Annotated in this window: 22 protein-coding genes; 19 read left to right on the forward strand and 3 right to left on the reverse strand. The window is 43.3% G+C overall.

What is annotated here, in order from left to right; translation table 11 throughout:
* Positions 1-53: 53 nt before the first annotated feature.
* The 14 genes from HY58_RS09495 (at position 54) to HY58_RS09565 (ending at position 11,331) form a co-directional block, all read left to right on the forward strand.
* A complete protein-coding gene (locus HY58_RS09495; protein WP_039130889.1) occupies positions 54-2,948 on the forward strand; it encodes a DEAD/DEAH box helicase in 2,895 nt (964 codons plus the stop codon).
* Between the two features lie 56 nt (positions 2,949-3,004).
* A complete protein-coding gene (locus HY58_RS09500; protein WP_039130891.1) occupies positions 3,005-3,193 on the forward strand; it encodes a hypothetical protein in 189 nt (62 codons plus the stop codon).
* Positions 3,190-3,576 (forward strand): type II toxin-antitoxin system death-on-curing family toxin, encoded by a 387-nt coding sequence (locus tag HY58_RS09505; protein WP_039130893.1) that lies wholly within the window; start codon positions 3,190-3,192, stop codon positions 3,574-3,576. The genes HY58_RS09500 and HY58_RS09505 overlap by 4 nt, the downstream gene beginning before the upstream one ends.
* Positions 3,566-5,101 (forward strand): DUF1593 domain-containing protein, encoded by a 1,536-nt coding sequence (locus HY58_RS09510; protein WP_039130896.1) that lies wholly within the window; start codon positions 3,566-3,568, stop codon positions 5,099-5,101. Before HY58_RS09505 ends, HY58_RS09510 begins: the two co-directional genes overlap by 11 nt.
* Before the next feature lie 8 nt (positions 5,102-5,109).
* Entirely contained in the window at positions 5,110-5,718 is a 609-nt protein-coding gene (locus HY58_RS09515; protein WP_052323986.1) for an ankyrin repeat domain-containing protein, read from the forward strand.
* Between the two features lie 247 nt (positions 5,719-5,965).
* Positions 5,966-6,319 (forward strand): hypothetical protein, encoded by a 354-nt coding sequence (locus tag HY58_RS09525; protein ID WP_039130899.1) that lies wholly within the window; start codon positions 5,966-5,968, stop codon positions 6,317-6,319.
* 22 nt (positions 6,320-6,341) lie between these two features.
* A complete protein-coding gene (locus HY58_RS09530; protein ID WP_039130902.1) occupies positions 6,342-6,905 on the forward strand; it encodes a sugar O-acetyltransferase in 564 nt (187 codons plus the stop codon).
* 84 nt (positions 6,906-6,989) lie between these two features.
* A complete protein-coding gene (locus HY58_RS09535) occupies positions 6,990-7,676 on the forward strand; it encodes a hypothetical protein (RefSeq protein ID WP_039130905.1) in 687 nt (228 codons plus the stop codon).
* Between the two features lie 38 nt (positions 7,677-7,714).
* A complete protein-coding gene (locus HY58_RS09540) occupies positions 7,715-7,963 on the forward strand; it encodes a DUF6364 family protein (RefSeq protein WP_039130908.1) in 249 nt (82 codons plus the stop codon).
* Positions 7,960-8,391 (forward strand): PIN domain-containing protein, encoded by a 432-nt coding sequence (locus tag HY58_RS09545; protein WP_039130911.1) that lies wholly within the window; start codon positions 7,960-7,962, stop codon positions 8,389-8,391. Before HY58_RS09540 ends, HY58_RS09545 begins: the two co-directional genes overlap by 4 nt.
* A 47-nt stretch (positions 8,392-8,438) precedes the next feature.
* The gene (locus tag HY58_RS09550) at positions 8,439-8,918 is read left to right on the forward strand and encodes a DUF4440 domain-containing protein (RefSeq protein ID WP_039130913.1); all 480 of its coding nucleotides are present in this window, start codon (positions 8,439-8,441) and stop codon (positions 8,916-8,918) included.
* Positions 8,919-8,936: 18 nt separating this feature from the next.
* Positions 8,937-10,184 carry an agmatine/peptidylarginine deiminase gene (locus HY58_RS18840; protein WP_052323987.1) on the forward strand — a complete coding sequence of 416 codons (1,248 nt, stop codon included), beginning with the start codon at positions 8,937-8,939 and terminating at the stop codon, positions 10,182-10,184.
* Between the two features lie 15 nt (positions 10,185-10,199).
* A complete protein-coding gene (locus tag HY58_RS09560) occupies positions 10,200-10,607 on the forward strand; it encodes a VOC family protein (RefSeq protein WP_039130917.1) in 408 nt (135 codons plus the stop codon).
* Complete coding sequence (locus tag HY58_RS09565) at positions 10,600-11,331, forward strand: hypothetical protein (RefSeq protein WP_039130919.1); 732 nt, start codon at positions 10,600-10,602, stop codon at positions 11,329-11,331. The genes HY58_RS09560 and HY58_RS09565 overlap by 8 nt, the downstream gene beginning before the upstream one ends.
* Here the strand turns inward: HY58_RS09565 and HY58_RS18845 are convergent.
* Positions 11,321-12,034, reverse strand: coding sequence for a hypothetical protein (locus HY58_RS18845; RefSeq protein WP_052323988.1), 714 nt, complete (start codon positions 12,032-12,034; stop codon positions 11,321-11,323). The two genes, HY58_RS09565 and HY58_RS18845, sit on opposite strands and share 11 nt — an antisense overlap.
* A 206-nt stretch (positions 12,035-12,240) precedes the next feature.
* Between HY58_RS18845 and HY58_RS09575 the strand changes: the two genes are divergently transcribed.
* The 5 genes from HY58_RS09575 to HY58_RS09595 all read left to right on the forward strand — a co-directional run bounded on the left by HY58_RS09575 (position 12,241) and on the right by HY58_RS09595 (position 17,362).
* Positions 12,241-13,197 carry a nitrilase family protein gene (locus tag HY58_RS09575; RefSeq protein WP_039130922.1) on the forward strand — a complete coding sequence of 319 codons (957 nt, stop codon included), beginning with the start codon at positions 12,241-12,243 and terminating at the stop codon, positions 13,195-13,197.
* 11 nt (positions 13,198-13,208) lie between these two features.
* Positions 13,209-14,768, forward strand: a complete 1,560-nt coding sequence (locus tag HY58_RS09580) for a glycosyltransferase family 39 protein (protein WP_172644634.1) — start codon at positions 13,209-13,211, stop codon at positions 14,766-14,768.
* Positions 14,769-15,165: 397 nt separating this feature from the next.
* Positions 15,166-15,876, forward strand: coding sequence for a hypothetical protein (locus tag HY58_RS09585; protein WP_172644635.1), 711 nt, complete (start codon positions 15,166-15,168; stop codon positions 15,874-15,876).
* Between the two features lie 82 nt (positions 15,877-15,958).
* Positions 15,959-16,624: an ATP-binding cassette domain-containing protein gene (locus tag HY58_RS09590; protein WP_039130929.1), complete on the forward strand. Its 666-nt coding sequence runs from the start codon at positions 15,959-15,961 to the stop codon at positions 16,622-16,624.
* A 117-nt stretch (positions 16,625-16,741) separates the two neighbouring features.
* Complete coding sequence (locus HY58_RS09595) at positions 16,742-17,362, forward strand: ABC transporter permease (protein WP_039130932.1); 621 nt, start codon at positions 16,742-16,744, stop codon at positions 17,360-17,362.
* 25 nt (positions 17,363-17,387) lie between these two features.
* Here the strand turns inward: HY58_RS09595 and cydB are convergent, their stop codons facing one another.
* Positions 17,388-18,422 carry a cytochrome d ubiquinol oxidase subunit II gene (gene cydB / locus HY58_RS09600; protein WP_039130935.1) on the reverse strand — a complete coding sequence of 345 codons (1,035 nt, stop codon included), beginning with the start codon at positions 18,420-18,422 and terminating at the stop codon, positions 17,388-17,390.
* 5 nt (positions 18,423-18,427) lie between these two features.
* Entirely contained in the window at positions 18,428-19,822 is a 1,395-nt protein-coding gene (locus tag HY58_RS09605; RefSeq protein WP_039130938.1) for a cytochrome ubiquinol oxidase subunit I, read from the reverse strand.
* Between the last annotated feature and the right edge of the window lie 333 nt (positions 19,823-20,155).

Below are 20,155 nucleotides of genomic sequence, written 5' to 3' on the forward strand. Positions count from 1 at the left end.
TATAAAAGTATTTATAGGATATTTTATGTTTCTTTATCCGGAAACATTTACGTTTGGAAACGATCCGCGATCTTGAAGAATTATTATTACCGCCCGAAGAGCAACCGCTTCCGGGCATTGACAGCAGCCATCTCCGGATCGTGGTGCTGAAACAATTCCGTTTCCATAAATCACTTTGCATAGAACTTTACGATGCCGCAACTACCCAGTCCGGCGCCATTAAAAATCCGCTCACACCAATCAGTGCAGCCGACGCAGCACTCATGGCAACCAGCAACAGCGATGCTATTTTATTTTATTCCAGCATCAGCCGCTTTCAATATAACCCAACTGCCATCAAAACGGCAACGGATATACGCTGCCTGCGAACCATCATCAGAAACCCGCTTGCATTAAAATTCTACTACCATAATCCTGCCTTCTCTGAAAATGTGAGCGCTGGCGCGTTAATAGAAACAGAAGTAGGTGATATCCTTGAGAAAGTTGTGATCAAGGTGAATAAGGAAGATTCTTTTTATCGCCTCACACCAGAACTTCACCTGGCTGGACAAATCATTCACCCCCGCAACATCGAGATCAAATACGAATATTTTGTCCTGCACCAGGGCAGGCTCTGGCTCGCAGCCAACCTTACCATCCTTAAAATACTCCTGGTATTTGGAACCCGCCCCCATATGCAGGTACATGAATCACAGTTCAACGCCTTCCAGCAAAAAGTGCTCTCCAAACTGGAAGAAAAAGTGGAAGTGATTCACAGTTATATCGAAGCCGCAAAGCCCGAACAACTGGCGGAGGCGGGATGGCTGGGCGCGCAGGAAAAACTTATTTATCTCTCCGACCTTGGACAGTATGTTGCCATCAATCCGATGATGCGGTATGGCAGCCTCGAAATACCGGTGCGAAGTAAAAAGATGATCTATCTGCCTGATGCACGTGGAAGGATGATGGCCATGCGTCGCGATGAAGCCGCTGAAAATTCTTTCCTCGCACTGCTGCTTCAGCAACACCCGCATTTCATGGAGCAGCTCGATGAAGGGCTCACTTATTTCTATCTCCATCGCGATCGCTTCCTGAATGAAGACTGGTTCACCGATGCCTTTGAACAATGGCGCGAGGCCGGAATCTCCATCTTCGGCTTCAACCAACTGAAAGGCAATAAAAAGAATGCACACAAGGGCACTATATCCGTTCAGGTTGAAACCGGGCTCAACTGGTTCAACCTGAAGGTGAAAGCTAAATATGGCAACCAGGAAGCTTCACTCAAACAAATACAACAGGCTGTTCGAAATAAGAGCAGGTACATTCAACTGGATGATGGCACATTGGGACTGCTACCGGAAGCATGGCTCGAAAGAATGTCGCGTTTTTTCTTTGCCGCCAGCATCATGGGCGATGACCTGATCATGCCCGGCACGCAATTCGAGACTGTCAATGAAATATTTGATGAGTCAGAAATGGATGATGCAGTTATGTCCACCATACAGAACTACCGGGAAAAGCTAACCGATATTAAAGCCATCGAGCAAGTTGAAGTTCCAACCGGTTTGCAGGCAAACCTTCGGCATTACCAGCAGGAGGGACTAAGCTGGCTTTACTTCCTCCACCAGCACCAGTTTGGCGGTGTGCTTGCAGACGATATGGGCTTGGGTAAGACCCTGCAGGTGATTGCCTTCATTTTACTGCTGAAAGAAAAAGGGCAATCAGATACACATTTGCTGGTGGTTCCAACCTCACTTCTTTTCAACTGGCAGGCCGAACTGAATAGGTTCGCTCCTTCAATCAGTCATATTACACTGCATGGTGCCAACCGCGAAAAAGATATCCAGGCATTTTCACAGTTTGACCTCGTGATCACCTCCTACGGCACCCTGCTTTCCGATATAAACTATCTGCGCAGGTTCACCTTCGGATATATTTTCCTCGATGAATCGCAACAGATCAAGAACCCAGGCTCACAGCGATACCAGGCGGCACAGATGCTCCGCGCTAAAAACCGTATATCCATCACCGGTACTCCTATCGAGAATAATACCCTCGATCTGTATGCGCAGTTTTCTTTTGCCTGTCCGGGTTTACTGGGGTCACAGAAATATTTCCAGGATATCTATTCCACACCCATCGATAAGTTTGAAGACAGTCGCCGTGCCGCTGAGCTCCAACGCAAGGTAGCGCCCTTTCTCCTGCGCCGCACCAAAGAAGAAGTGATGCAGGAACTCCCCGATAAAACAGAGCAGATCTTATACTGTGCAATGGGAGATGCGCAGCGCGCTGTTTACGAAGCGTACGAAAAAGATCTTCGCGATTACCTGGAGAACAAGATGGAAGATGAGATCCTTCGCAATTCTATTCATGTATTGCGTGGATTAACACAGTTAAGACAGATCTGTGATGACCCTCGTCTGCTTAAGGCCGATCACCTGCAAGGCGAAGGTTCTTCCAAGATCGAAGTGTTGATAGAACAAATAGAATCGAAGAGTGGGCAACACAAGATCCTCGTGTTCTCGCAGTTCGTGTCGATGCTGGAGCTGATAGCAAAGGAGCTAGATAAAAGTGGCATCGTTTACGAAACACTCACCGGCGCCACACGCAATCGTGAAGCGGCTGTTGACCGCTTCCAGCGCGATCCCCGTGTACGCGTATTCCTCCTTAGCCTCAAGGCGGGCGGGGTAGGCCTAAACCTAACTGCAGCCAGTTATGTATATCTCGTTGATCCCTGGTGGAACCCTGCGGTAGAATCACAAGCCATCGATCGTGCCTATCGTATAGGGCAACATAAAAATGTACAGGCTATAAGATTGATTTGTCCCGGTACCGTAGAAGAAAAGATGATGCAGCTCCAGCAAAGTAAAAAAGAATTATCCGCGGGATTAGTACAAAGCGGTAAAGACTTTTTCAGCACCATGACCAAAGAGGATTGGAGAGAGGTGTTGGGAGGGAATTATGGATGATTTCATGTAGTGTTTGGCATTTATGAAAATTGTTATCTTTATATAAATTCATTAACATGTCAAAAGACGAGATCAAATCCGAGATCAACAAGGTGCTTGATCATTTGTCTGACAAGGCATTGTCCGATCTTCTAACCTTTCTACAAAATTTAGAAAGAAAGCAATCAATTTCTTTGTTAGATAAATCAACACTTCAAAAAATACTAACAGAAGATGAAGATCTTCTTCATAAGCTTGCCAGATGATTTCAATTACTGAGGTTGAGCATTTACATAAATTACTCATCGATAGATTTGGGGGTTCACATGGAGTTCGGGATAGAGCAGCTTTGGAATCTGCAGTTGCCAGACCTTTTCAAACATTTGACGATAAAGATCTCTATCCTTCCGTTATTGAAAAGGCGGCTTCACTAATTGAAAGTATACTTATCAATCATCCTTTCATTGATGGAAATAAAAGGACGGGATATCTGATACTCCGACTGTTTCTTATCAGTAACGATCTGGATATAGCAGCTTCTCAAGAAAATAAGTATGAGTTAGTAATTAATATTGCATCAGGTACACTTAAGTTCCAAGGGATTGTTGCATGGCTAGAATCTAACACAATAAAGAGGCATGAAAATTAATTCCAAATACTATATAAGAGGTTTATTTATTTGCATCTGTATTCTTACCCTTTTCCTCTTTGCAAATTTTTCATTCGCACAACCATCCAGTAACCAGCCAGGGCCACGCATAATTATTACTGCCGACCCCGAACTAGATGACAATAATTCCCTGATCAGGCTGCTACTCTATAGCAACGAACTCAATATTGAAGGCCTCGTATATGCCAGTAGCCAGTTTCACTGGAAAGGTGATGGTAAGGGAACAAGATGGTATGTTCCCGGTAGGGAATATGATCGTTTTGGATTGAAACTTTGTCCTTGTGAATCATGGCGATGGCGCAATGACGAACGTTTTATTCACGATATCGTGGAAGCCTATGCGAAAGTATATCCAAACCTGAAACGGCATGACCAGAACTATCCCGATCCCCAAGACCTGATCTCCAAGATCAGGTATGGCAATATTGATTTTGACGGCGACTATTCCAAGGACTCTCCGGGTTCTGATCTGATTAAATCACTCATGCTGGATGAGAAACCTGGAAAACTTTTCATTACTGCCTGGGGTGGGCATAGTACTATTGCACGTGCACTTAAGTCGATACAGGACCAGTACGAATTTACCCTTGCCTGGGAGGCTGTAAAAAAGAAAATATCCCGCAAAATTATACTGCTCCCTTCCGGTGACCAGGATGACACCTACGCGAACTATATTAAACCGAATTGGCCGGATATTGAATACCGCCAGTTCACTGCCGGACCGAATTATGGATATGGTGCGCAGCTAAACGCAAAGCCGGAAGATTCTGTATTCCTGACTCCTTCCTGGATGAAAAAAAATGTATCAGAGAGAGGAGCACTTGGAAGCTTATACCGTGTATGGGGTGATGGTAAGCAGATGGTGAAAAACGATATCATGGATTATTTCGGGATGGCAAACTATTCAACAGAAACGTTGAAGAAAATGGGATATGTTGTCTGGATGCCAGTTCAGCCAAAGGGTTCATGGCTGGGAGAAGGCGACAACTATACTTTTATGAATATGCTGGGTAATGGTTTGAGGGCCTATGAATTTGATTTCTATGGAGGATGGGGCGGCCACGGCCCTGTTTCCCAGGCACAAAAAGACTTGCCCTACCCAAATTTTTTTCCGCAGGCACAGCGCGATTTTGCGGCCCGTTTGAAATGGTCGGTTAGCCCTGCATTCTCCAATGCTAATCATAAACCAATTGTAAATATTGAAGGTCCATTGCATGTTTTGACAACGGCTAATCAGAAAATCCGATTGAATGGTAATGCCACTGATCCGGATGGAAATAAAGTTTCATTCAGGTGGTGGCAGTTTATGGTGGGTACTTACCCCGGTAAAATTATGATTACTAATTCAGGTTCTGCACAGGCTGAAATAACTATTCCCAAAGATGCAGGTGCCGGACAAACAATTCATCTCATTCTTGAAGCAACCGATAATGGAACACCACAACTTACGAGCTACCAGCGATTGATTATTACAGTTGGAGATAAGCCCAATTGGCCTCTTTAATATTCACTATGACAAAAAAAGACATAAAAGCATTCTTCAGATCTATCAGTGATGGCGACCTGCATACAGTTTCAGCATTGATCACTTCCGACAAAGCATATCTGTCCCTCACCAACTTTTCACCACCAAAAAAAGACGATGGACAATCACCGCTTCAGATGGCATTTAAAACCGGAAACTTCGATATCGTCAGACTCCTCATTGAAAACGGCGCTGATGTTAACTTCCAGGAAGTATCAGCAATCAATGACTGGACAGCCCCGGTATTACACGATGCCATCAGGGCTACCATATTTAACACATATACCCTTCAAAAAGATAGCAGCAAATTCAATAAAGCTTTTTCACTTTTACAACTCATGTTGGCCAACAAAGCGAATCCCAATGCAACAGACTCTTTCGGTAACAATTGCCTGCATAGGGCAATACTTGATGCCAGGCAGATGATCGATAATCCAGGTGCCAATATATCCAATGGAATTTTACTGGATCAATTAAGGAATGTATTTGCTGCGCTTATAAATGCAGGAGCAGATAAGAAAATGCCAACAGATAAGAGTTCGGGAGCGGTTGAGCTCATATCAAATTTCCGGCTTGAGAAATATCAATTGATGTAAAACTGACACCCAAGTTGGGTCTCTGAATATTTATGTAAATTGAAGTATGGTAAAAAATACCCGGCTTAAAGCAGTACTATCTTTGGGAATAGCTATCGCACTGTTAATTATTTTGAGTGAGCTGATAACTGCAGAAGATCTCAACTCAAAGACCTTGGGTGGTATTATTGGATCTGGTATCATCTGGGTAGTTTGCAATTCATCTTCTAAGAGAAGTATTCGGAATTAGGCTGAGGAAATTTAAACAATGAAACTCGAAAACCGAAAGCAGCAGATTGCTCCATTACCTCACTTCTTATTCAGGTTGGGACGCTATACACTAGTTGCGTTATTATTAATTGCCATTTCCGTTTTAACAGGCACCTTAGGGTATCATTATTTTGCTGACATTGGATGGCTGGATAGCTTTCATATGGCCTGTATGATATTAACAGGAATGGGTCCGGTAGTTGAAATGAGATCACCAACTGCAAAAATATTTTCATCGCTATATGCCTTGTATAGTGGAGTTGCTTTTCTAAGTATAACTGCAGTGTTTTTTGCTCCCATCATTCATAGATTATTACACATCTTACACGTTGAGAAGGATGATAATGGGTAATATTTGAAATAAAAATGCTTACATGCCTACAGAAAAAGAAAAAATGCTCGCCGGCGAGCTTTACAACGCCCTTGATGAACAACTTTCTACAGAAAGAACCAATGCACGAATCCTACTTCAACAACTGAACAACGCCGACCCTGCTGATACAGAAACGCTAAACAGAACACTGAAAGCTCTCATCCCCAATGCCGGTCAAGATCTCTGGATACAGCCCCCTTTCTATTGTGATTATGGCTACAACGTTGAAGCGGGTGATAAGGTCTTTTTTAATTTTAATTGCGTGGTGTTGGATGTTATGAAGGTCACCATCGGTAGCAGAACATTATTTGGTCCCAATGTCCAGATCTATACCGCCATGCATCCTGTTAATCATGCTGAAAGGGCAGCGGGACTGGAATTTGCACAACCCATTGTAATAGGAGAGGACGTATGGGTTGGGGGATCAGCTGTTATCTGTCCGGGAGTAACAATTGGTAGCAGGTCCATCATTGGCGCAGGAAGCGTGGTTACCCGCGATATTCCCGAGGATGTATTTGCTGCCGGCAATCCCTGCAGGGTGATACGAACTATATCAGACATATAGTTTAAGCTTATCTTGATTACCCAATCAAACATTAGCTTTCTCTTTGCCTGAAATTTTGATAACTTAGGATTTGGAAGTTATCGCATGAAACTACCTTACCTGATAATATTATGCTGCCTTGTACTTGCCTTTTTCAGCAGTTGCAGGGGACAGGAAAAAAAGGATAGTTCATCATCCTGGAAAGTACAGTCGACGGTAGATGTAGGCGGACCATTTGAGAATCGTGAATTCACTTACTACAACATCCCCCGAAATATAAGTGCAACAGATACCAGTCCGGGTTTCACGTTATCCGGACAGAAACTTCTTGTCACCGGTATCGTTTACCAATCAGATGCGAAGACCCCCGCCACCGGTGTATTGCTTTATTATTACCAGACCAATACAGAAGGGCGATACCTGCACAAACCAGAAGAGAAAAGAAGCATGCCTCCTAACGATCGTGGACAAACGCATGGTTACATCCGTGGCTGGGTTAAAACGGGAAGCGATGGCAGGTATTCCATCTATACCATCCGACCCGGATCATATCCCGATGCAAAAGAGCCCGCACATATCCATGCTACCGTTAAAGAACCCAATGATATCGCCGAATATTGGATCGACGACTTTGTTTTTGATGACGATAAATTACTTACCCAGAGGCACCGGGAGAGGCTAAGCAAACGCGCAGGAAGTGGTATATTGGAATTGAAAAAGAAAGATGGTCTATGGGTTGGAGACCGTAACCTGGTACTGGGACTCAATATTTCCGGATACCCGTCCAAATAAAATATAATACGTATATTTGTTTGCTTAAAGATACGTGTATGACTACAAAGTTAACATTGACAATTGAGGAAGAGGTAATTAAATCAGCTAAAGTGTATGCGCAGAAAAAGGGAAGGAGCTTGTCTGATTTGGTAGAGAATTATTTAAAAACATTATCAAGCAAAGAGGGCAGTAAAGAGAAATTATCACCTCGGGTTAAAAGATTGGTCGGTTCAGTAAAATTACCTAAGGATTTCAATTATAAGGATGCATTACAGGAAAGCATAAATGAGAAATTCAGCAAATGAAAAATCTTTTTCTGGACACCAATGTAATAATTGATGTCCTTGCCAATAGGCAACCTTTTTCAGATGCCGCTGCGAGAGTTTTTTATTTAGCAGAGACTGGTAAACTTAAATTATTTATTTCTGCATTATCCTATTCTAATATCTACTTTATTATTAGAAGGAATTCCTCGCACAAAGAGATGATCTCTATTTTAAGGGATCTTGAAGCTTTAACGGAAACATTAGATGTTACAAAACAGGTCATTTCTCATTCGCTATTGAGTGACTTCAAAGATTTTGAAGATGCAATTCAATATCAAACTGCTTTAATAAGTAAAAGGATAGATGTTATTGTAACAAGAAATGTAAAAGATTATAAGAATAGCGCATTACCGGTTTTAACTTCAGACGAAGTAATTAGTGCCATTGAAAACCTTAACAATGGTTAAATTATGTTAGAGCTTTGAGCATACACTGAATTCTAAATACATTGGTTATGAAACCGAAGATCCTGCTATTGATCATGATGTTTGTTGTAAATATCGTTCTTGCACAAACCCCCGCTGATAAAGAGGCAGTAAAGAAAGTGATCCTAATGTTTCAGGATGATTTTAATGATGGCGCGTTTAAGAATGCCAGGCAATATGCAGCTAATGATTGGATCCATATACATCCGGGAGGCGGTATAAAAAAGGGAATCGATGAAGTGCTTGCAGAAGTAATTGCAGTTCATGTAACATTTCTGAAAGGTGTAACTATGAAAATTGATACAATGGATATTCGCTTTGTTCATCCCGATGTTGCTGTTGCAGATGTAGTACACACTATAGATACCTATGAGAATCCCCCTGGTGTAATGCATGTAAATGAAAAGCAAATGAAGCTTTACGTAGTTGCAAAGATCAACGGTAAATGGTTGATGACCCACGACCAGAACACAATCATCATGGATACGAATACCGCAGCAAATAAATAAGTCAACAGCAAAGAGCACATGAACCGAACACTATTTTTATTCCTAACCCTCGCGCTCATTTCATGTCAACCTGTAAAAAAGGAAGAATCCTCTTTCTTCTTTCCGCCCGAATGGGAAGAGCAGGAATCCGTTTGGCTGGGATGGAGTATAGATAGTGCAATTCAGCAAGTGCATTTACAAATGGCCGCTGCATTAAGCCCACATGTTTCCCTCACCATCTTGTCGCGTTCCGATAGCGTGCAACAAATCGCATTGCGCCAGATTTCATCCATTGGTATTGACACCACTACCGTCAGAAAGTATATCTATTATATCCCTAATATATTTATCCGGGATGCAGGTCCGCGTTTTCTAAAGAACAAAAAAGGTGAGCTAGCAATAGCAGACTTTGCCTGGAATAATTACGGCTACCCCACAGCATTTGAAGTTAATCAATACAGCGATATACGGGGAGAGATCGATGATTCACTGGCAAAACAAATGCAATTACCACTTATCAGCTCTTCAATAGTTGCGGAAGGTGGTGGTCTCGAAGTGAGTAGTTCGGCGATGATTTGTTTTGAAGAAACAGCCCTGCAAAGAAATCCGGGTAGCACACTGGTGCAGATCGAAAAAGAATATCTACGCATTTACGGAAAGCAGCAAATGATATGGCTTGGTAAAATGCCCCTGATGGATGAAGTACAGGCAGGGGCTAAGGCCGGAAACTATTTTGGCTATGGAGCCAACGGTCATACCGATGAATTTGTAAGATTTGTAAACGATAGTACTATAGTGTTCGCGGAAATTGACTCCCTCGAAAAAGACCTTGACCCGGTGAGTAATGCTGATTATGCTATTCTTAAAGAGAACCTGGCATTAATAAAGAAGGCAAAGGACCTCAATGGCAAACCCTTTCATATCATTAAGTTTCCGGTTCCTGCCTATTCCTTGTATGTTGATAAAATGATTCTTACAGATTCACTGAAAAATACCGGTGATGGTAAAATATTATATAAGAACTTTAAGGAAGGTGATGAAGTTTGCTGGTTGCCTGCAGTGAGTTATTGTAATTTCCTTATCTCTAACAAAACTGTATTGGTAGCCAAATACTGGAGGCCTGGACTGCCGGAATCTGAGAAAAGAAAAGATGATACAGTGAAAACCATGTTGCAGAAAATATTTGCCGACAGGGAAATCATTCAGATCGATCCCATGGCCCTTAACCGCTATGGGGGTGGTATGCATTGCGCATCTCAACAAGAGCCTGCAAAAAATAATCGTTAAATAAACACGCACCCAATGACGCTTGAACATGTAGCCATATGGACCAACAACCTGGAAGCTCTACGCGAATTTTACTGTAACTATTTTGAAGGAAGTTTAAACAACCAGTACTTTAATCCTGATAAAGATTTCCGATCTTATTTCATCAGCTTTCCCTCGGGCGCGCGACTTGAACTCATGAGCAAGCCCACTATCCCCCAAAACCTTAACGACCGCGTTGAGGCCCAACACCAGGGTATCATCCACCTCGCATTCGGCGTTGATACCATGGAAGCCGTTGAACAGAAAGCAAGGGAATTAAAAGAGAACGGCTTTCCCATCCTTAGCGGTCCACGTAAAACCGGCGATGGTTATTATGAATTCGAAACCCTGGACCCTGATCATAACCGTATTGAAGTAACAACACCTTATAATCATGCTTAAGTACAAATCACTCCATAAGTGGATGCTCATCCCCATGATCTTTATGCAGCTTGGTATATACCGCGACTACTGGGGTGATTTTTCAGAAAACGCATGGGCCGTTCATATTCATTACTGGACAGGAACCATCTGGTATATCTACCTGATCATCCAGCCTTATTTTGCTACCCATGGCCAGATGCCAAGGCATCGTACTAACGGCATCATAGGCATGTTTCTCGCCGGCGGTGTTTGCCTCACCGCACTGGGAATGATGCACCGCGATATTGCTACTACTGATCTCATCATGAAGGATCCTGCACGTTTCGGCCCCTTCCAGCCATGGTTCTTCTTTGGCGTTGCAGCAGTGGAAATTGTAATGATGTCGGCATTCGGATTCGCCATCATAAAAAGCATCATTCACCGCAAGCAAATTGAGAACCATGCATGGTGGCTGATCTCCACGGTATTCCTGATCATGATGCCCGCACTCGGAAGAGGTGTACAAAATGTTTACATAGGAATATATCGCAGCAACTGGCCCAACATAAATATTATGACGCCCATCTATATCGCCCAGTTCATGATCATCGGAATGCTGTTGCTGGGAGCATGGAAATATGGCAAACTCAAGCATCCCGCTACTTACCTGGCGCTTGCAATTAACTTGTTTATTTTCCTGCTGGAACCTATCGGAAGATCAGAAGCTGTACAGCAATTTCTAAGATCAATCATCAAAGGATAGAAATCAGGAATATTTCTTCCTTCTCCTGGAGATTTACTTCTTTAACCAGTCCAACCCCGGGTGCATAATATTTATGCTCAATAATTCCCGGTTCCAGCTTACTCCAGTTTTTTGTTTTAAGACAGTTGGTATAAGTGCCCAGCGGCGTTTCAATGGTCAGGTTTACTCCAATCACCTGTGCTTCATCTTCTGCATTGTCAGGATAAAATTCTTCCCGGTATTTCATGCCCATGCGGGGGGCGGCTAACATCAGGATTCCTGCTTCTGCACCATCAACTCCTGCTTCCCAGGAACCCGCATGGTCAGCCAGTGTGCCGTCTTCCAGGTAATTGTCAACAGCTTCTCCAAAATACCAGACAGTACCTGCATCGTCCTGTGCATACCAGTCGAATGCTTCTTCTACCAGGTTGCCATTTACATAGGCCCTGAAGTTCACTATAATGCATTCTACTCCCATAATGGTCCTGGTAACATTCAGCCTTCTTTCTTCGATATGTTCCATGCCATCCTCTGTTTCTCCCTCATATATATATGTGGTATTTTCCCTGGCAGGGAAATATGGGTTGGTGAACTGTGTGCTATGCGTAAAAACAGGCTCATCCGGAGCAGTTTTACTTAAAGACTGGAATCTGAATTCTGTTGGCTTGTAACAGGAGCAGAGGAGCAGGCTCAGTATACCTATAAATAATACAGACTTTTTCATAAAATGATTTTTGATGGTGAGATCAACTATTATGAAAAGAGATATGTATTTCCGGGGGACAGGATCTGTGAGGTCCTTAAAGGTACGAACAAATTATTTTGCAGAATGCGATCCGGTGCCTGACTCGCCTCAACAAAGAAGGATATGGGCCAATGGAATCCTGAAATAAATGACTGATATTTATTACTGATAAAAGTCAAATCTCAATGCAGGGAAACCTCAGAATAGCTTCCGCACAGTTTGAACACCAGAGCAATAATAAAGACTATAACCTCACGGTGATCGATAATCTATCAGCTTCTGCCGCGGCAGCAGGGGCTGACGTTATCGCCTTCCACGAATGTTCCATCACAGGCTATACTTTTGCGCGCCATCTTTCCAAAGAAAAGATGCTGGAACTGGCAGAGTTTGTACCAGAGGGAGAAAGTATTGAAGCCCTTCGCAAGATTGCCGCAAAACATGAGATCATCATACTCGCCGGACTCTTTGAAAAGGATTCAGCAGATAATCTTTTCAAAACCTATGTATGTGTTGACAAGGATGGTCTTGTCGCCAAATTCAGGAAGCTGCATCCTTTCATTAATCCTCATCTTACTCCCGGTGATGCCTACTGTATTTTTGAGATCAAAGGATGGAAATGTGGCATTCTGATCTGCTACGATAATAATATCATCGAAAATGTAAGAGCCACCAAACTGCTGGGCGCCGATATTATTTTCATGCCGCATGTTACCATGTGTACTCCGTCTTCCAGGCCCGGTGCGGGTTTCGTGGATCCGCAGCTTTGGAAGAACAGGGAATCTGATCCCACCTCACTCCGGCTTGAATTTGATGGCATGAAAGGAAGGGCATGGCTCATGAAATGGTTGCCCGCAAGGGCTTACGACAATGCGATCTATGCAGTATTCTCTAATCCCATGGGGATGGACGATGACCAGCTCAAGAACGGCTGCTCGATGATCCTTGATCCGTATGGCGATATCATCGCCGAGTGCCGAACTTTTGAGGATAGTTATTGCATCGCAACCATCACTGCCGATAAACTTACACACGCCGGTGGCCATCGCTACCTCAACGCGCGCCGACCCGATCTCTACAAGGATATTATTGGCCAGTCCCACAATCCCGAACAGGTAGTGGCATGGCTTCACAATACTAAATGACCCCAGCTATTATGACAGCGCTAAAATCAATTTTCCGCAAACAGGAAACATGGATCACATTGGTTCTGCTGCTGGCAATCACTTTGCGCGCAATTCATTTTTTCGGTCGATCCTCCATGTGGCTCGATGAACTGGCTGCCGCCTTCAATGTGATGGAACGCAACTTCTACCAGTTGGCTACAGAATCACTTGGTTTTAACCAGGTTGCACCACCCGGATTTCTATACCTCCAGAAAATAGCTACACTGGTGATCGGCGAAAACGATCACGCATTTCGTTTTTTTCCTTTTTTGTTTTCCCTGGCCGGACTCCTATTTTACCGCTCCCTCTGCAAAACATTTACCACGGGAGTGCCTGCCATCGGGGCCTTCGCTCTTTTCGCGTTAAGCCTCGCGATGGTATTCTATAGCGGTGAAGCAAAACAATATGCCGCTGATCTCACAGCAGCTGTATTCATCGTGTGGAGCGCATTGCAACTACTTTACAAGGTTCCGGATAAGCGAAGGCTTTGGATCATGTCAATCGGCGGACTCATAATTATCCTCTGCTCCATGCCCGCAGTAGTAATGGCTCCAATGGCCATGCTCATCGTTTTTATCCGCATCCTACAGAAGAAATCACCACTTGCACTTTCACGATTCTTTGCTGTTGTCATTCCATGGGCTATTGCCTGCCTGGTTGTAACGCTCTACGCAAAATTGGTCATCAGCATCGATGTGCAGGAGGCCATGAGTGATTACTGGAGCCGCGGGTTTGCACCACTTTCAAGTGTATGGGAACTACTCAAATGGTTCCCCACCAAGATCCATAAAGAGCTTACCTTTTCACTGGCCTGGTGGGCCTCCGACATCATTCCATTTACATCATATATTGCCTGGGCACTGATGCTATTCTCTATACCCGGACTCATTTATTGCAGCAAGAAATATGGCATCGTTACCCTCTTATTATTTATCCCGCTTATCACCGCGCTTCTGCTTTCCATACTACGCGTACTTCCTTTTGATGGCCGGGTTTCGCTCTATGCTACATGGCCAATTTTTATAGGCGGAATGGCAGGAATAAATGCATTGGGGGAATGGCAACCTCGCTTCTTCAAACCCGTGGTAGTAGGAATACTTGCCGCTCTCATAGCATTTCCACTGGCAATTACCAAGCTGGCAGTACCAATGCTCCGGCCTCCTTACAATGGACAATCGGCCCAGCCCGTATTACGTGAACTGAAAAAACAATGGCAGCCCGGTGATGTTCTCTATGTTTATTTCAAGAGCCGCTATGCCCTGCGATTCTACGGTCCACGGGAAGGTATAACCGAATACGTTGCAGGAAGATCACATCCAACTGTAGAACCTATCTTACGTGATATTGATTCACTTCGTGGTAAGAAAAGAGTTTGGTTTTTCTTCACGCAGTGGACGCCAAAGCAACCTTTCCCCGACAGTATCAAGGCCTATATGGGAACAGTGATCGGCAAACAGATAGCCGTGATTCCTGACCCCGACGGCAATACAGAAGATGTGGAAGCAGCTGCTCATTTGTATGATCTTTCTATCAAGAAAGGCGATCATTAAACTCGCGATGTTGACCGCTGAATTCAAAAGGCAAAACGTTATTCTCCTTCTTCAGTTGCCGCGGCATATTAGCAACAGTCAGAAATACCAGTAATTCTTAAACCTAATAAAAAACTGGTGCAAATATAATATACATATATATAATATAACGCATTAGTATACCCGCTTTGAGGTATTGCAAATTTGTAAAGACCAATATACTTTTGGATTATCAAGTTAATATAATATCTAAAACTATACCTCAGCATAATACGCATTTATTACCATTAAACTAAAATCATGAAAAATTTCAAAGCACCCATTTACACATTATTGTGTTTATTATTATGCACAATTATGATCGGTTGTAAGAAAAATCATAGTTACCCCTACCAATGATTATGATGAAAAGAATCCAATGTCTATAAAGGGGAATACTACTTATAGTATACCTACATATTGTGAGAATTTAGAAAATCCTTGTAATGACCCGGCTTGTGCCCCATATTATGTTTGTGAAACACCTCCTTCCCATGATGTGAATTCTTTTAGGAACTCTGTTGATTATAATAGGTTTTCTAGTTATAATCAGGCTATTGTGTCAAAAGTAAAGTATAATGGAGGTAAGACAAGAAACGATTATAACCCCATTCTAAATGCAAATATGAAAACAATCCATTTACCAGTAATAGAGGTAAATGGTGATACCTCAGGGGTGGTTATAGGTGTCCCAAGTACAATAGATGGAGTTGTGTCATATTCAATATTTTATCAAAATAATCAAAATGTACAACGAGATGCATTTGGTTACTATTCAGGGGAAATTAGTTTTGACTTATTTGAAGGAAATACTTCATATACTGCCATTTTCAATCCAGGCAGTGAGACAATTACTGATACATTAATTGGAGGCCCCCGGTGGGTTAACAATTGCAGTACTTGCAGAATGGTAGTTCCAACATGGGAGTGTATTGAGGCTCAAATATCATATTTCGAGCAACGATGCACTGGCTGGTGTAAATTCAGGTGTAAAGTATCTGATACCTTCCTTTTTGGGTCTTGCACAGGTGGAGCATATTTAGGAGCTGCCGTTTTATGCGCAAGAACTAAAAACGCTATTGTTATGTAATAATTAAATTAGATTGTAAATGGTATTATGCACTAAAGTGAAGTGACACCATTGTGTCACTTCACTTTATAATAAAATTTATATGGAATTAAGAAAAATTACGAAGACGTATGGTGGTAGGGAGGTGTTGAATGTTGAAAGTTTATCAATAAGGAAGTGTGAGGTGCTTGGAATAATGGGTGCTAACGGTTCCGGTAAAACGACGTTGTTGCGAATTATGGGAAATGCCCTTTCTCCATCAAGTGGAGAAATCCTCGATCCTTACCCGCCAGAAACTGTATCAGCTCTTTTTGGATACCAAAACTATTTGACACATTTAACTTGTAGGAATAATCTTGAATTGCTGATCAGGAGAATGGAACGCAATCCTAAAGTAGGTAATAAATTATGCAAAGAGCGACTTGGGATTGATGTTTTTGAAGGAAAGAAATATGGTGCTCTATCACAGGGGATGAAAAAAAGACTTGCCATATATACTACATTACTCTATCCAAAAAATTTGTATTTGTTTGACGAACCTACTAACGGTCTGGATATAGAGGGTATTAGAGTATTCATGGAAATTGTTAAAGAATTAAGGGTAAATGCGGCTATAGTTATATCCAGCCATCACAGCACCGAGCTACAGCCAATCTGTTCACGCTTTGCATTCATGAAGGATGGTAAAATTGCATACCAGGATAATACGGATGCCATCAGGGACAAATTTGAAACCGTAAATAAGGCGTATCATTATTGGACCAATTAATAAATATCAATACCACCAAATTATTCTTGCATGCGTAATGAGTTATTAGCGTATTTGAATAAGTTTACAATAACCGTCCTTATTTTTTTATTGATACAATTCCTTCTCTCTTCGCTTATGGCATTCAGAGAATCAGTGCCTCTACTGGATTCTGAAAGTATCAAGGTTATTCATTACAATTTATCAGCGGCGTTGTTTTCAGGAATACCAATAAGTATACTGGTAGCTTCCTCTCGTGAGTTCAGTACAGGCTTTGTTTCAATCCAGCTTTTGAATGGTGTACAGAAAACCGCCTTTTTATTAGCAAAGATCCGGTTCAGTGTTTTGTTATCCATTATATTCACTCTTCTCTATATTATTCTTTTGGGTTCGTTACATCTCTTCTTCGGCAGCAGGCTTGATACAGTCTTCTATGTAAAACTAACCGTGCTGACTTTTTCTGTAAGCCTGGCCATAAACTGCATGGTGAGTTTATTAGCACTTATATTCACAGATTGGAGAATAAGTGTAATGGGATATCTAGGTTATTCCTTTTTGGAAAGCCTATTCGTTTATTCCTTTTCGAAAAGTATTCCTTTTCTGAATCTTTTACCACTTAATACATTGGTCACAGAATTTCAATTTGAGCAGGGTTTGAATAAACTGCCCAACCGGATCGCTGGATGGTTGATACTAATATTTTTTATAATGTTACTATATCGGTTAAGTATTATCAGGATAAGAAAATATGAATTGTAGTAGCATAACCTCTCTACTAAGGCGATCAATAACTCATCTCATCCAGCTTAACCTTGCCCTTGAATGTCCAGAATACAAAACTGGTATAGATGGCTACCAGCGGTGTACCGATCAGTGCAATGGTAAGTAGTATCCGCATGGTTTTGGTGGATGATGCTCCATTGTGAATGGTAATACTATTGGCGGCATCATTGCTCGCATAAACAAGATTGGGAAATACTTCCATCGCTATGGTGATCAGTAAACTTGCAATGGTGATGGCCGAACTCAAAAAGGCAAAGCGGTAGTTTCCCTTCTTCAGTTGCCGCGGTATATTGGCAATGGCAAGAAACATCAATACGGGGAAGATAAAATACTGCGGACTGCTCCTGAATGTATTGCTGAGGTGAGGAATATACAGAAGGGTATACAAGGTGGTGACACCAAATGCCACCAGGAAAAACACATTGAAATTCTTGGCAAGGATGGTTAGCTTGGTATAAAGCCGGTTCTCTGTTTTCATGGCGAGGTATATGGCGCCATGCATCATGAACAAGGCCAGCGTGGTGATGGCCACCAGCACGGAGAAGGGATTGATAAACGACAGGAACTCTCCCGTGAATTCTTTATTCTCATTGAGGGGAATGCCCATCGCAACATTTCCCAGCATTAGTCCGAGTGATAAGGTCACCACGATGCAGGCAAAAGAATAGATAATATCCCAGGTGAGCCGCCAGATCCTGCCGGGCTCCTTACTCCTGAACTCAATGGCCACGGCCCGCCAGATTAATCCAACCAGGAAGATCATCACCGGCACATAAAATGCGGAGAACACTGCCGCATAGGCAACAGGAAATCCGGCGAACAAGGCACCGCCGCCAATTACCAGCCATACTTCGTTGCCATCCCAAACCGGACCGATAGCGTTGAGTGCAATACGCCTGCTGTTCTCCTTCTTCAGGAAAAGATGCAGCGCCCCTGCGCCGAGGTCAAATCCATCCAGTATGGCATAGCCGCTGATAACAGCGCCGAATACCAGAAACCACCATGTATTATAATCGATTCCCAAAAACATCTCCATTATTTTTAAGTTTTGCCGCCGCGCAGCATCGGGTTTTCACGTACGCCGAAATGTTCTGTATCCTCTTCTGAAGCAGATGTATGCATAACCGGCCCATGCTTTATTTTTTTATTCAGCAGATACAAAAACAAGACAAACAGGGTAGCATATACGAGGGTGAACAATACCAGTGAAAACAGCACCTGCTCAGCTCTCACCGATTTCGATAATGCGTCTGATGTTCTCAGCAGTCCATATACCACCCATGGCTGGCGGCCCATCTCGGCGGCAAACCATCCGGCCTGGTTGGCAACCTGTGGTAATAGTACCGCCCACACAAAAACCATCATCAGCCATCTGCTGTCAAAGAGTTTGCTGCGCATCCATAACCAGGAGGCATAACCGCTGATAACGATCAGCATCATGCCGATGGCCACCATGATATGATAAAACTGGAATACCGCATTCACCTGTGATGGCTTGTCTTCGGGGGCAAAGGCATTGAGCCCCGTTACCGGCTTATTGAAATCCTGGTAGAGTAAAAAGGAGAGTCCCCCCGGTATTTTGATCCCCGTTGTTTTCTGTGTTTTCTGATCAACCCATCCCAGCAGGTACATATCACCTCTGGCGCTGCTATCGTAATGCCCTTCCAGAGCTGCCAGTTTTGCGGGCTGGTGTTCTGCAACCACTTCTGAGCTGGCATGACCTGCCACCAGTTGCAGCAACGAGAATACCGTAGCCACTGCCAGCGCGATCTTAAAAGATGGCTTTGCTATTTCGAGGAATTTACCTTTCAAGATATACCATGCATTCACGCTCAATACCAGGAATGCCCCTGCGAGGAAAGCGCCGATCCACACATGCCATAGCCTTTCCATGCTGGAGGGATTAAACACCATTTCCCAGAAATCAGTGATCTCGGCACGAGCATCCAGTCCCGCCCCTGCAATATGATAACCTGCCGGCGTTTGTTGCCAGCTGTTAGCCACCACGATCCATACGGCGCTGAACATCGATCCAACAAATACCATGATGGTTGAGAAGAAATGCACTCTTGAACTCACGCGGTTCCAGCCAAAGAGGAGAATGCCCAAGAAGCCGCTCTCCAGGGCGAAGGCGAAGATCCCTTCTGCTGCGAGGGCGCTGCCGAAAATATCACCCACATATCTCGAGTAGGTTGCCCAGTTAGTACCGAATTCAAATTCCATGATGATGCCGGTGGCCACACCGAGGCCGAAAATGAGGGCAAAGATCTTGATCCAGAAGCGGGTCATGTCTTCGTAGATCTTTTGGTTGGTGCGGAGGTACATTCCTTCCATGATCACGAGGATGAGCCCGAGGCCAATACTAAGCGGCGGGTAGATATAATGGAATGAAATGGTGAAGGCAAATTGTATCCTCGACAGAATTTCTACATCCATAGTATCCGGTTTGGGAGATGGTGTTGATTGCTTTTACCAAATTAATATTTCTTATTTTTTCGTTTTAAAACAATTTACCTGATAACTGTAAATTTCATTTTCTACTATCCCGCCGCCACCCGCAGCCTCAGCTATGATGCCAACGGCAATATCCTTACCATGAGTCACCTGGCCTGGAAACCCGATGCCAGCTTTGTGCTGGACAGCCTGCTGTACACCTATGCCACTAATACCAACCGGCTGCAGAATGTGTATGACCGTCGCAATGACCTGCTGGGTGATTTTAAAACAGCGGCCCAGCACACGCAGGCAAAAACCAGTGCCACCATCGAC

Origin of the sequence: Flavihumibacter sp. ZG627 (assembly GCF_000814325.1) — a bacterium.
Lineage (GTDB): Bacteria > Bacteroidota > Bacteroidia > Chitinophagales > Chitinophagaceae > Flavihumibacter.